Consider the following 13,322-nt stretch of genomic DNA (forward strand, 5'->3'; position numbering starts at 1 on the left):
GCATAAATTACCGGGAAAAAATCGTTCTGTAAGGCAGAACGGATGAATCAACCGGCATAAGCAAATAACTGTAAAGAAAATAACAAACAACGATAGCGATATAGATAAGGGCGTTCGATTTTTCATCAAATATCCTGACGAAATAAGGGACTAAGATCATTTGATACAGACCGAAATAAATATTGAATCTGGCAAAAATCACGTCCTTTGTGGCCAAAAGGCCGAACAAAAAACCAAGCAGGCACAAATTAACGACAATATCGATTTGCGGCCACAGACTCCGCAGTCGTTCTTTATAGCAAAATGCAAGGAACAGCGGCAGAACCAACACAGCGATTTTGATCACATTCATTCCATTTGTGTTCGTCATGAGCCATTTTTCATAATGGCTGTATGAGCTGTTTTCAAGTACAACGACAAACACAGAAATAAATTTTTGATATAAAAATGTCATGCCGAGAAATAAAGCGGATAGGCCGAATATCGCCGGTGACCAGGCTTTTCTTCTGACAATAAAGTACACTGGAATCATAATCAGCGCCGACGAATGAAAGAGAGAGCTGACCAGCACAATCAGGAAATATCGCTTCCAGTTCCCGCTGATGATATAACGGATCGCCCAAAACAAAGCAGCTGCGACCATGTATTGCCTGATGCCGTTAAAAGACGCGTAGTAATGAAAGGTTCCCAAAAACAAAAAGACACTCAGCTCAAACGGCCTGCCATAGTCGGCGAGTGTCTTCATAATAAAGCTGTAGGTCACGACCGCCACCGTAAAATACATGATTTGAGGATCTTCCGTGATGAAATTCATCAGCCAAAGGAGTGCGGTAAACCCCGGATCTGTCGCTGTTTTCGCAGTGCCGAAACCGAATATCTGCCACACATTTTGATAATCGCCCGCCAATTCGTACAGCAGCGTGTACGTCTGAAAATCCGTGCCGACTCGATAGCGGAGACCTGACACGAGCACAAGTGAAGCGAGCGGAATCCAGATCAAAAGCTTATTCGGCCGATACCCCGTGGCAAGCGAATCGTCACGGCCGCCGCACATTTTAGCGAACCAAGACCAAATAAATACAATCCCCATATTGACGGCATATACAATCATCGGTCATGGTCCTTTTCCGTGCTGATGTTGTATACATTCAGCAGCGCTCCTACATTTTGCTGTGCATCGTAGCCAAGTTGAGCAAGTGTTTCTTTGATGAACTCACGCTTCGGCCTGCCTGCGGCGGCCGCCCTTGCAATGGTTTCAGCCCAGACGCTGATCGGCTCAGAAAGACTTAATCTTGTGACAAGCCCGAGACCGGCGTCGACTTTTTCTGTAATGCTGTCTGAAATGATGCATGGAAGCCCCGACGCCTGTGCTTCCACAAGCACAACCGGCAAGCCTTCGTACAGAGACGGCATGACAAATACATCAAATGTGCGCATCAATTCATGGATCCGTTCTTCCGTGCCTAAAAAGAGGACGTCTGAAAGCAAATTCTGCTGCCGCGCCTCCTCCTCTATCTCCCCGCGCAACGGCCCGTCTCCCGCCAGAACGAGCTGAAAGCGAACGCCTCTTTCTTTGAGATGTGCGGCAAGTTTCAGCAGGAACGCGTGGTTTTTCACTTCATGAAACCGGGCCACATGGCCAATGATGAGCCGGTCGGCTGCAATGCCGCGTGCTGCTTTTTCTTCATCAGCCGCCTGCCCATTTGGGGCGAACAACTCAAGGTCAATCCCGTTTGGAAGAAGGTGAACACGCTCCCGCTCCATATTGGACTGTCCAAATAAAAACCTGCCCGCATCCTCTCCGCAGGCACACAGCGCTGTCGCATTCGCCAAGATGAGCCGCCTGAACACTATCAGCTGCAAGCGATCCTTCCAATTGAAGCCGGTCTTCCAAGACGTATTGTGGGAGTGGCATACCCTGACCGGCACTCCGGCGAGCCTTGCCGCAAGGGCGATAAAACCCGTTTGGAAATCCGTGTGCGCATGAACGGCGCTGAACGGCCCGTTTTCTTTTATCGCGTTTCTCACATTCCTCACAAATGTAAGGGGATTGCTTTGCCCAATGCTCGGGACATAAAAAAGCCGCCCGCCTAAAGATAAAATCTCTTCATCGTAAGCGCACGGATCATTTCGATACGTTAAAAAGTCAAATTGCACTTTGCTTTTGTCCATTTTCCGATATAAATTCATCACCATGGTTTCCGCGCCGCCCCTGTTCATGCCGCTGAGAACATGGAGCACGCGTTTTTGGCTGCTATTCATGCTTGACAAGCCCTTCCTTTTGGTTCATCACTCTTTTTTTGTGGTAGCGATTCATCACGGCTGCAGGCATAAACGCGCGGATTAACGGTTTTGCGATATATATGTAATCAGATAAAGGAAGCTTCAAGCGTCTGCACGCCTGATAGACAAGAATGGCATTGTCAATTGAATACGTAAATGACCGCCGTTTGAATGCATCGCTGTCTTCCCTCACTTTATACAAGGCTTCCTGAAGATTATAGCCCCTGAAGCCCTCTTCAAAAAAGCGAAGCCACAAATCAATATCTTCCATTCGTCTCGTTCGCCGCACCGACCGGTAGCCTTTCAGCGTGCGGTAGGCACTCGCTCTCATCATAATCGTGCCGTGGCAAAATGGGGTCCCTTTTGCCATGATGCCCGGCTCCGGAACAGAAGGCAGAATGCGGGCGCCTCTTACGCCAAATTCATCAAACACAAGCATGCCGGTGCCAACCACCTGATAGTGTCGGTGCTTTTCTAAAAACGCGACCTGCTTTTCCAGGCGGCGCGGGAACGAAAGATCATCTCCGTCCTGACGTGCGATATAATCTCCTGTCGCATGCGAAAGACAATGATTTAATGATGCGGCAAGCCGCTTATTTGTTTTGTTTTGAATCAGTTTGATGCGGTCGCTGTAATGAGCGGCATACTGCTTCGCGATGCGGAGCGTGCCGTCTGTTGACGCATCATCGCACAAAATCAGCTCCCAATTTTTATAGGATTGGCTGAGTATGGATTCTATGCTTTCTGCCAAAGTGCGTTCGCAATTATAAATGCCCATAATGACAGAAACTTTCGGTCCTGAGTTCATACGCTTTTCTCCTTTGTATCCATATCCATGTACGCGGAATAAATATCTGCCATTTCTTCCACCGTTCGCGCCTCCGAGAAGCGCAAGGCTGTTTTTCGGCCTTCCTGTCCCAGCTTTCGGCAGAGCTCCGGCTTATGGTAAAGCTGTTCAATCCGGCGGGCAAAAGCAGTACTGTCACCGATTTTGATCAGAAAACCGTTTTCTCCGTCGCGGATGATTTCCCGATGCCCGCGATTATCTGTGGCGATCGCCGGTTTTTCTGCCGCCATTCCCTCAAGCACATTCATGCCGAGGCCTTCTCTAATGCTGGATGCGACAGATACATCCGCAAGCTGAATCAGCTCATGTATGTCGCTGCAAAAGCCGTAAAAACAGACATTGGCGGAAGCGCCAAGCTTTTCAGCTAACGTTTGATACGTTTGTTCCATTGCCCCTTCCCCGGCAAACACAAGGCGGAGTGAGGGAATTTTTTCTTTTAGCAAGGCTGCGGCTTCAATTAACTGCTTCTGGTTTTTGTTCAGATTGAGCTCAGCCGGATAAACCAATATAAAATCATCTTCACGGAACCCGTGCTTTTCTCTGAGTCTTTGCTGCTCTATCGGACTGACAGGCCGGAAACGCTCGGTATTGACGCCAATGCCGTGAATTTTTTGCGTCCTTCCGCCCGGCCTTTGAAGTCCTTTCGCCCGTCTGTAATCCTCTTCATTAATCGTAATCAGGCAGTCCGTATATGCTGAAAGCCATTTCTCGACCGGATAGTAAAGAAGCCAATTTCTCATCGGTGCTCCTTTGCAGAAGTGAAATCCGTGCGCTGTGTACAGCACCTTTGTTCCGTGCCGCCGTGCCTGCCTCGCCGCCAGTCTGGCGAGAACACCGCCGACCGGTGTATGGCAATGGACAATATCGTATTCATAGGTGTCGATCACTTTCTTCAGCTGCCTATAAACGGCCAGGTTCTGAGGGTTAAAAGGTGACCTGCGAATCGGGATGGAGAATTTCTCATCCACATACGGCAGCTTGGTTTGTCCGTTCGCGGCGACATGAACCTCCCAGCCCATTTGCTTGAACCATTTAAAATAAGGGAGGTGAAAGGCCTTAAAATGATAATCAACAGTCGCGCAAAACAATATCTTTTTCGTCATTTTCACTCCCCCTAATGAACGCTGGCAGCCGTCATTTTGTCTGATGTATTGATTGCCGCAAACAGCCTCGCTCTCAGGTCGGCTTCCGACAGTTCAGTGAAATCCTCGATAAAGCGCATCAGCACCGGCCAGTCGCCGTCTACCGCTTTGCCGATATGAATTTTTGGAAAGACTTGTTCAGCGTGGACTTCATTTTTGTTCAGTAATTCTTCATACATTTTTTCGCCCGGACGAATGCCTGTGAATTCGATCGGAACCTGCTCAGTCGTGTAGCCGGACAAATGAATGAGGTTTTTGGCAAGATCCACAATCTTTACGGGCTCTCCCATATCGAGAACGAAAATCTGACGCCCTTTCGCCAGTGCCCCAGCCTGAATCACAAGCCTTGATGCCTCGGGAATCGTCATGAAATAGCGGGTCATTGCCGGATGTGTTACTGTCACCGGGCCGCCTTTTTCAATCTGTTTTTTGAAAATCGGAATGACGCTGCCGCGGCTCCCGAGTACATTGCCGAAGCGAACAGCGACAAATTTGGTTCTGCTGACTTTCCCAAGATTCATAATAATCATCTCTGCGAATCGTTTTGTCGCCCCCATTACATTGGCTGGGTTCACCGCTTTGTCCGATGAAATCAGCACGAATGTCTCTGTTCCCGACATATCGGCTGCTTCCGCGACATTTTTTGTTCCGATAATATTGTTTTTGACCGCCTCTTCAGGATTATGTTCCATTAAAGGCACATGCTTATGGGCAGCTGCATGATAGACAACATGCGGCTCGTATTTTTTCATCAAGGTAAACATTTTATCGCGGTCCTGCACATCAGCGATTTCCGTATGGAACACAATGTGTTTGCCGAATCGTCCGTTCAGCTCTGTATAAATCGAATGAATGCTGTTTTCCCCATGGCCGAGCAGAATAATTTCCTTAGGCTGAAACGCGCTGATCTGACGGCAGATTTCCGAGCCGATTGATCCGCCCGCTCCCGTGACGAGAACTGTTTTTCCTTTGATGCGGTTCGAAATTTCGCTAGTGTCGAGGGTTACCGGCTTTCTGCCGAGCAAGTCCTCAGCTTTTACATCTCTGATTTGTCCGGCAGTTCGTGTGCCAAGCAGCATTTCATCAAAATGAGGCATAATTTTAATGCTTACTCCTGTTCGCACACATTCTTTATATAACACCTGAAGCTCATGGGTGCGGAGTGAAGGAATGGCAATAATAATATAATTAATTTTGAGCTTTTGCACCGCAGGCATGATACTTTCTTTTCCGCCGATTACGGGCAGCCCCATAATTTCTAATTTATGCTTCGTTTGGTCGTCATCAATAAAAGCGACAGGTATGATATCAGGTTCATCTTTCGAAAGCAGCTGCCTGACCATCAGAGTCCCACCTGAGCCCGCCCCGATAATCAGCGCACGGGACGAGGCGCAGCGTTTTTTCCTGATGCTTTCGTTTAATACTCTGGATAAAATACGGGTCCCTCCAATAGACAAAAGCTGAAGCACCCAGCACGCGGTTAACAGACGGAAGAACATCGTATGATACACAGCATACTGAATGATACCGGTCACAGCGGCGGAAAGCGTAATGCCCTTAAGCAGGACAATCAGCTCGCCGAGTCCGGTGTATGTCCACACCTGTTTATACTGATTGAACAGGAAAGCACACACATGATAGCTGAGGAGCAAGCTGACAGCGGTAAGCAGTAATGCTCCGGAGTCATAAAATTGATAGGAATCTTTTAAAAATTGATATCCTGCAATAACTGAATTTAAAACGAGGTAAGTATCCAGCGCAATAATCATTGACAGTCTTCTCCGGTAACTCAACCTTTTCCCCCCTAATTCTTTTATCGGTTTAGCTGCGGCGGTTTTCGTCTCTCCAAAAAATCGGCAGCAGCTAAACCGACAATACGTCCTATGTATATATCAGATAAGTGGGCATTTAACCCATCCTCACGCCCCGCCAGTGACGACCAGCATCTAAGGCAGCAACTTCAGCTGCCCACAGCAGAGCCGAGTGCCTCCATTGATACAGGTCAGGAGACATCACCTTTACAAAAACTAGTAGGAATAGTGTTCCGATTTTTTCATTTTCTTTTTGTTTAAAAGAGCGCCTAACAGCTTCGCATTGGATTGTTCCAGTGCATCTTTTGCTTTCAGAACGGTATCGGTTTTTGTTTTTCCGCTTAAAACGACGAGCACGCTGCCGTCTGTTTGATTTGCTAGAATCTGAGCATCTGCAACAGCCAAAAGCGGAGGGGAATCAAAGATGACGAGGCTGAATTGTTCATAGATCTCAGATATTAAGTCTCCCATTGCTTTTGAAGACAACAGTTCTGCCGGGTTTGGCGGGGTCGGCCCGCTTGTCAGTACATATAAGTTATCGATCGGCGTCTTTTGCACCGTCTCACTGAATGAAGCATTGCCGACCAGCACATTTGTCAGCCCGGTTACATTATCAACCTGAAACGTCTGATTGATGGTCGGCTTTCTTAAATCGGCATCCACCAGCAGTACTTTCTTTTCCTGCTGCTGCGCAAAGACAGCCGCAAGATTCGCTGCACTGAACGATTTACCTTCACCAGGCACAGAGGAGGTGACGAGGATAGATCGCAAGTTGGTCTGGACAGATGAGAACTCAATGTTTGTCCGAATGGTGCGATATTGTTCCGCAACAACTGATTTATTGTGTAAAACAGATATTTGAGCCAAACCTCGCCTTGCTTTCTTTTTTCTAAAGATCACTCGCTTCACTCCCCGAAATGTTTTATCCCGCGATTCCGCCCTTTGTGGACATCAGGAACGGAGCCTAAGCATGGCAATCCGGTTCTCTCGCTGAGATGCCGTGCGCTTTTGCAAGTATCATCGAGAAAATGCAGAAAAAATGCCAGTGTAATGCCGCCCATGACAGCAGCGCCAAAAGCCATGACCATATTTCGCAGCCTGGCCGGCTTGATCATCGGGCTTTCAGAAGCCTTCGCCTCTGATAATATATGTACGCCTTGTACATTCATTCTTTCATCTACTTCTTTTTCAAACTTGTTCACTAACGTGTTCGCAATCTCAGCTGCTTTCGCCGGATCGTGATCCTGAACGGCAACGTTGATTATTTCTGATTCATTTTCACTGCTGGTAACCACTTTTCCTTTCAGCGAGGAAGCCGATTCAGATAGGTGCAATTCCGCCTTAACTTCTTCCATCAAGGCAGTGCTTTTCATAATCGATTGGAACGTGCTGCTATACTGAAGATTTCGCTGGATGTCACTGAGATTCGAGTTTTCTTCACCGTCTGATTCATGAACCAGCACCTGTGTCGACGCCTGGTAGGTCGGTGAAATGACCTTAAATTGCACAAAACCCATAATAAGGGTGACGCCGATTGTGATGAGCAGAATCAGCACGAATCTGTGTCTGACAATCGCATATAATTCTTTGAAACTCATATTCTCATTCATGTATTCATAGCCTTCAGCCTTCCCGCGGCTGGCTTCCCGCGCCCCTTTCTGTTAATGATTGGATTATAAAAGAAAACGTTATTATTTAAAAATTGCAAAATAAGCCAATAAGTTCTCTTTAGAGAACAAAAACGTGATTTTCCTCTAATTTACTGCACTTCCCTTATTATTTTAAATTTTATAAAGAACAAAAAATTCCTTATAATGAACAAAATAACGACAGGAATAGAGGAGAATTTCATATTATGATTGGAAGAATTATCCGTTTGTACCGCAAAAGAAAAGGCTATTCTATTAATCAGCTGGCTGTTGAGTCAGGCGTATCCAAATCCTATTTAAGCAAGATTGAAAGAGGCGTTCACACGAATCCGTCCGTTCAATTTTTAAAAAAAGTTTCTGCCACACTGGAAGTTGAATTAACAGAATTATTTGACGCAGAAACAATGATGTATGAAAAAATCAGCGGCGGTGAAGAAGAATGGCGCGTTCATTTAGTGCAAGCCGTACAAGCCGGAATGGAAAAGGAAGAATTGTTCACTTTTACGAACAGACTGAAGAAAGAACAGCCTGAAACTGCCTCTTACCGCAACCGCAAACTGACAGAATCCAATATAGAAGAATGGAAAGCGCTGATGGCGGAAGCAAGAGAAATCGGCTTGACTGTCCATGAAGTCAAATCCTTTTTAAAAACAATGGGAAGATGATGATCGGTTAAGGGCTAACGTTCGCATCTATAGGGTAAATCTGTTTATAATGGGGGAAAAAGGGAGAGAACACAATGACTCATCAAATAGTAACGACTCAATACGGCAAAGTAAAAGGCACAACGGAAAACAGCGTACATAAGTGGAAAGGCATCCCCTATGCCAAGCCGCCTGTCGGACAATGGCGTTTTAAAGCACCTGAGCCGCCTGAAGTGTGGGAAGATGTCCTTGATGCCACAGCGTACGGCCCTGTTTGCCCGCAGCCGTCTGATTTGCTGTCACTTTCGTATACTGAGCTGCCCCGCCAGTCCGAGGATTGCTTGTTTGTCAATGTATTTGCGCCTGACACTCCAAGTCAAAACCTGCCTGTCATGGTGTGGATTCACGGAGGCGCTTTTTATCTTGGAGCGGGCAGTGAGCCATTGTATGACGGATCAAAACTTGCGGCGCAGGGAGAGGTCATTGTCGTTACACTGAACTATCGGCTGGGGCCGTTTGGCTTTTTGCACTTGTCTTCATTTGATGAGGCGTATTCCGATAACCTTGGGCTTTTAGACCAAGCCGCCGCGCTGAAATGGGTGCGAGAGAATATCTCAGCGTTTGGCGGTGATCCCGATAACGTAACAGTATTTGGAGAATCCGCTGGCGGCATGAGCATTGCCGCGCTGCTTGCTATGCCTGCGGCAAAAGGCCTGTTCCAGAAAGCGATCATGGAAAGCGGCGCTTCCCGAACAATGACAAAAGAACAAGCGGCAAGCACTGCGGCTGCCTTTTTACAAGTCCTTGGAATTAATGAGAGCCAGCTGGACAGATTGCATACTGTAGCAGCGGAAGATTTGCTTAAAGCGGCCGATCAGCTTCGGATCGCAGAAAAAGAAAATATCTTTCAGCTGTTCTTCCAGCCCGCCCTTGATCCAAAAACGCTGCCTGCTGAACCAGAAAAAGCGATCGCAGAAGGGGCCGCTTCCGGCATTCCGCTATTAATCGGAACAACCCGTGATGAAGGATATTTATTTTTCACCCCGGATTCAGACGTTCATTCTCAGGAAACGCTTGATGCAGCGCTTGAGTATTTACTAGGGAAGCCGCTGGCAGAGAAAGCTGCCGATTTGTATCCGCGTTCTTTGGAAAGCCAAATTCATATGATGACTGATTTATTATTTTGGCGCCCCGCTGTCGCCTATGCATCCGCACAGTCCCATTACGCCCCTGTCTGGATGTACCGGTTCGATTGGCACCCGGAGAAGCCGCCGTACAATAAAGCGTTTCACGCATTAGAGCTTCCTTTTGTCTTTGGAAATCTGGACGGATTAGAACGAATGGCAAAAGCGGAGATTACGGATGAGGTGAAACAGCTTTCTCACACGATACAATCAGCGTGGATCACGTTCGCTAAAACAGGAAACCCAAGCACCGAAGCTGTGAATTGGCCGGCGTATCATGAAGAAACGAGAGAGACGCTGATTTTAGACTCAGAGATTACGATCGAAAACGATCCCGAATCTGATAAAAGGCAGAAGCTATTCCCTTCAAAAGGAGAATAAATATGGGGAAAACAGGATACATTGGTGCTGCCATTGTTGTGGCAGCTTGTATCATTATTTTGTCGGCCGTGGTATGTTTACGGGACACAGTCTATTACCAGCCTATGCGCTGGACTGGCATCATACTGTTTTTCGCGGGAATTGTGATGGTTCCCGCATACTCAGCAAAAAGAAAACCCGGAAAAGAGAAGTAATTCTCTTTTCCGGGTTTTTATGTTTATTATAATCTTCCCGCGCGAATATCGTCTGTCATTCCCTCATAAGGTGCCTTCGAAATCACTTCTTCGTTGTCGACTCCTTCATTTTTCAGAAATGTAATTTCCGCAAATTCAGGTACAACGTATTTTGGATACGTTTCATATTTTTCGCGGGATTCCTCCATCAAATCAATGTGGTCATTTTGGTAGCAAACCGTAATTTCAGGATGTTCATGCACCCATTTCGGGAAGAAAATAATGCCGTGCATGCGTTTTTCATTTGGCATAAAGTTTAATGAAACATCCGTGCCAGTCGGCTCTGTCCAAGACACTTTATATACGCCTTCTGTTAGTTTGACAATATTCACTTCCTGATCCCGAACCCAGCGTCCGGCAACCATTCCGCTATGAATTCTATAATCAATTGTATGGTCATTTTTAATATAAATCTCGTACTCCCAGCCGTTTTCATACGTATAAATCATGTGGCTTCCGATAAAGTTTTCCATCTTTCACACTCTCCTTAGTCTTTTACTGTACTTCATAAATGTCTAGTCGAACGTAATCAGGGGTTCTTTCTGCGGAACCGATAAACAAGCGGTCATGGAGCCATTGATAGACTTTACTGCCTGTTTCAAACGTCGGTACCGTACGAAAATAAACATGCTCCGGATCAATGATTTCCCCGGCTGCCGCTTGTTTTCGAAACGGCTCGCTGACTTGCCGTATTCCATTGTTTTCAATGTAAATCAGTTCATGATCTGCTGTTTCAATCACATACCTGGCAGATAAATCTGTTCTGCCGTCAGTGCGAATCATTTGTGAATCGGCACCGCCCGGCAAAATATGTCCCTTTACTTCCCCGTTTATTGTTCCCGAACGAATCGGAATGAATCGTCTCAGTCCCAGGCCTGTCTCACCAATCGTAATAGGCGGATCAACCTTGATTTCTAAAGAGGCGAATGGTTTTAAAACCGGCTTCTTCACGAGAACCACCTCACCTTCAGAAAAAAATCATGTAACTATTTACATGTTTACTTTAACACCATTGCAGTTAACTGTCAAACAATAGGAACATAAAAAAACAAGGACTGTTTGAAGACAGTCCTTGTCTGAAGCTAGCTTTGATAAGCAAGATATGTGCTGACAGTGCTTTTGGCAAGACAGGCAGAGGAATCTATAATCGGAATCTCACTTTGAATATGATCTAACACCGCATTTAAATCCGTGCAGGCTGAAATGATGATGTCTGCATGCTGACTGATTTCTTCATATAGCGTCTGCCACAATGCTTGTGTATGCTGCATATGATTTGGCTGTTTGATTGCGGCGATAAGCTGGTTCACAGCCTGCTGCCAATAGTCCTTGTGAACAACTTCTTTTCCATTTGCCTTCAGAACTTTTTGGTAGATGGCGGATTGGATGGTTGGCTCTGTTCCTAAAACCACCGCTTTTTTTGCAGGATGCGGAATCTCTTTTATCGTTTCCTCAACGATATGCAACATAGGAACCGACAATGCCTGCTGAATCTCTTCATAGTAGACATGCGCCGTATTACAAGGCAACGCAATGAAATCCACTCCTGTTTTCTCGAGCTTTACCGCTCCGTCGATAATCGCTTTTTTCATCTCGTCATGGTCAATTGGACGATCTGCATAGAAGGGCGTCGGGCATGAATAGATCATCATGTGCGGGTAGTCAATATCGTTTGAAGCCCCATACAGCTTCTGACAGTAATCAATCACCTTATCAATAAACGGCGAGGTCGATTTCGGCCCCATTCCGGCTAATATTCCGATCATCAAATTCATTCCTTTCTAATTCGTACGGACCGCTTCTTCCTCTGAGCCATCCTCATAGAGGATAAAGCTTTTCGCAGCATCCTCACCTAACATGAATTCAATTTCAACAGACAGTGATCGCAGAAAGAAACGGGTTTCCGAGGAAGGAAATAACTCCAGTCTCAGCTGCCCGGTGATCTCCAAATAAAGCCGTTCATTCTCGGCTGTCACCTGTGCAGCCGTCCCATCCTGCAACAGGTAGCTGCCAACATAGCGGCTGTATATCGCCGTATCAATTGCTTTTTTCTTTTTATCAGCAGGACGTTCCGGGACCTCATATGACTGGCCAAATAGAATATGTTCCGCCGCCTTCAGAATCGCTTGTTCATATTCAGTATCCTCTTCCTTATTACTCAAATAGATCAGCGTTTTACGATGATCGATATATCGGATCATCATCGTCGAATAGCCGGGCCATCCTCCGCTGTGGCTGACAACCCGCCCTTTTTCAGGACTGTTTTGCAGTACCCAGCCAAAGCCATAATCAATTGTTTCTCCATTGTTGAGGCGCACTGGAGAAAACGCAGATTCCTTAGAAGCCTTGCTGATTAAATCGTCCTGATATAAAGCCTGATCAAATCGAAACAAATCGCTTGTGACAGAGTTCACCGTCCCATCTCCCTGTATGCCATCGAGATACACAACATAGTTCGTTTCCTCTAGCTCATCAGGGAGGACGTATGTTTCGGAATGTACATCATACACATATCCATATGCATACTGATCAATTCGCTCAGGCGAAAGCCTCCTGTTATACACTCTTGTTTCATTCATGCCGGCCGGTGAAAAAATACTTGTTTTCATAAAATCCGCATAGCTCATGCCAGATGCTTTTTCAATGATAACCGCCAGCAGCACATACCCCGTATTGCTGTACAGCCAGCCTTCATTCGGCTCAAAATAACCAGATAGCCCCTCATTCATCAGCATATCGACAATATCCTGATTCACCGCAATCTTGTGTGAATCCCAATTGGCAAAAAACCATCCCATATAATCAGGAAGCCCTGACGTATGGTTCAATAAATGCCGAATCGTTACGCCCTGATACGGAAAACCGGGCAGCCAGCGATCCACTTTATCCTCATAGCCAAGAATCCCCTTCTCCTCCAGCAAGATGATTCCCAATGCTGTAAAAGGCTTTGACAAAGACGCTAACTCAAACAAAGAGTTGGTTTTCAACGGGCGTTTTTCCGTCATTTCCGCATAGCCAAAAGAGTGGTGATATAAAATATCGCCACCCTCCGCAGCCAGAACCGTCCCGTTAAACTGATGTTTTTCGCTTAATGTCTCAAATAACGTCTGAAGATGCTTTCTTTTATTCTGCTTCATTCCTCCACCTC

At 46.3% G+C, this 13,322-nt stretch carries 14 protein-coding genes; 3 read left to right on the top strand and 11 right to left on the bottom strand.

Features of this window, described 5'->3' with window-relative positions:
- Positions 1-7 precede the first annotated feature (7 nt).
- The 7 genes from epsG to ACZ07B_RS14095 all read right to left on the bottom strand — a co-directional run bounded on the left by epsG (position 8) and on the right by ACZ07B_RS14095 (position 7,693).
- Positions 8-1,111, bottom strand: a complete 1,104-nt coding sequence (gene epsG, locus ACZ07B_RS14065) for a biofilm exopolysaccharide biosynthesis protein EpsG (RefSeq protein WP_015714749.1) — start codon at positions 1,109-1,111, stop codon at positions 8-10.
- A complete protein-coding gene (locus ACZ07B_RS14070) occupies positions 1,108-2,262 on the bottom strand; it encodes a glycosyltransferase family 1 protein (RefSeq protein WP_464877334.1) in 1,155 nt (384 codons plus the stop codon). Before ACZ07B_RS14070 ends, epsG begins: the two co-directional genes overlap by 4 nt.
- Positions 2,255-3,091: a glycosyltransferase EpsE gene (epsE, locus tag ACZ07B_RS14075; protein ID WP_003244557.1), complete on the bottom strand. Its 837-nt coding sequence runs from the start codon at positions 3,089-3,091 to the stop codon at positions 2,255-2,257. The genes ACZ07B_RS14070 and epsE overlap by 8 nt, the downstream gene beginning before the upstream one ends.
- Positions 3,088-4,233: a glycosyltransferase family 4 protein gene (locus tag ACZ07B_RS14080; protein WP_464877335.1), complete on the bottom strand. Its 1,146-nt coding sequence runs from the start codon at positions 4,231-4,233 to the stop codon at positions 3,088-3,090. Before ACZ07B_RS14080 ends, epsE begins: the two co-directional genes overlap by 4 nt.
- An 11-nt stretch (positions 4,234-4,244) precedes the next feature.
- Positions 4,245-6,065 carry a polysaccharide biosynthesis protein gene (locus tag ACZ07B_RS14085; protein WP_172401337.1) on the bottom strand — a complete coding sequence of 607 codons (1,821 nt, stop codon included), beginning with the start codon at positions 6,063-6,065 and terminating at the stop codon, positions 4,245-4,247.
- Positions 6,066-6,299: 234 nt separating this feature from the next.
- Complete coding sequence (epsB, locus tag ACZ07B_RS14090; protein ID WP_128738262.1) at positions 6,300-6,983, bottom strand: protein tyrosine kinase EpsB; 684 nt, start codon at positions 6,981-6,983, stop codon at positions 6,300-6,302.
- Between the two features lie 5 nt (positions 6,984-6,988).
- Positions 6,989-7,693, bottom strand: coding sequence for a YveK family protein (locus ACZ07B_RS14095; protein ID WP_217002868.1), 705 nt, complete (start codon positions 7,691-7,693; stop codon positions 6,989-6,991).
- A 245-nt stretch (positions 7,694-7,938) separates the two neighbouring features.
- Here ACZ07B_RS14095 and slrR point away from each other — a divergent pair, with 245 nt between their 5' ends.
- From slrR to ACZ07B_RS14110, 3 genes are all read left to right on the top strand, one after another.
- Entirely contained in the window at positions 7,939-8,397 is a 459-nt protein-coding gene (slrR, locus tag ACZ07B_RS14100; protein ID WP_003228245.1) for an HTH-type transcriptional regulator SlrR, read from the top strand.
- 74 nt (positions 8,398-8,471) lie between these two features.
- Positions 8,472-9,941: a para-nitrobenzyl esterase gene (gene pnbA, locus ACZ07B_RS14105; RefSeq protein ID WP_217020150.1), complete on the top strand. Its 1,470-nt coding sequence runs from the start codon at positions 8,472-8,474 to the stop codon at positions 9,939-9,941.
- 2 nt (positions 9,942-9,943) lie between these two features.
- Positions 9,944-10,135 carry a hypothetical protein gene (locus ACZ07B_RS14110; RefSeq protein ID WP_003228241.1) on the top strand — a complete coding sequence of 64 codons (192 nt, stop codon included), beginning with the start codon at positions 9,944-9,946 and terminating at the stop codon, positions 10,133-10,135.
- A 26-nt stretch (positions 10,136-10,161) separates the two neighbouring features.
- On the opposite strand, the gene padC is transcribed toward ACZ07B_RS14110, so the two are convergent.
- The 4 genes from padC to ACZ07B_RS14130 all read right to left on the bottom strand — a co-directional run bounded on the left by padC (position 10,162) and on the right by ACZ07B_RS14130 (position 13,311).
- Positions 10,162-10,647 carry a phenolic acid decarboxylase gene (gene padC, locus ACZ07B_RS14115; protein WP_003228238.1) on the bottom strand — a complete coding sequence of 162 codons (486 nt, stop codon included), beginning with the start codon at positions 10,645-10,647 and terminating at the stop codon, positions 10,162-10,164.
- Positions 10,648-10,669: 22 nt separating this feature from the next.
- Positions 10,670-11,125, bottom strand: coding sequence for a DUF3237 domain-containing protein (locus tag ACZ07B_RS14120; RefSeq protein WP_464877336.1), 456 nt, complete (start codon positions 11,123-11,125; stop codon positions 10,670-10,672).
- A 131-nt stretch (positions 11,126-11,256) separates the two neighbouring features.
- Positions 11,257-11,940, bottom strand: a complete 684-nt coding sequence (gene racX, locus ACZ07B_RS14125; RefSeq protein ID WP_464877337.1) for a broad specificity amino-acid racemase RacX — start codon at positions 11,938-11,940, stop codon at positions 11,257-11,259.
- A 15-nt stretch (positions 11,941-11,955) separates the two neighbouring features.
- On the bottom strand, positions 11,956-13,311 hold the full coding sequence (locus tag ACZ07B_RS14130) for a serine hydrolase (RefSeq protein WP_464877338.1): 1,356 nt from the start codon (positions 13,309-13,311) through the stop codon (positions 11,956-11,958).
- Between the last annotated feature and the right edge of the window lie 11 nt (positions 13,312-13,322).

The sequence above is a fragment of the Bacillus sp. 9.4 genome, from assembly GCF_055486415.1.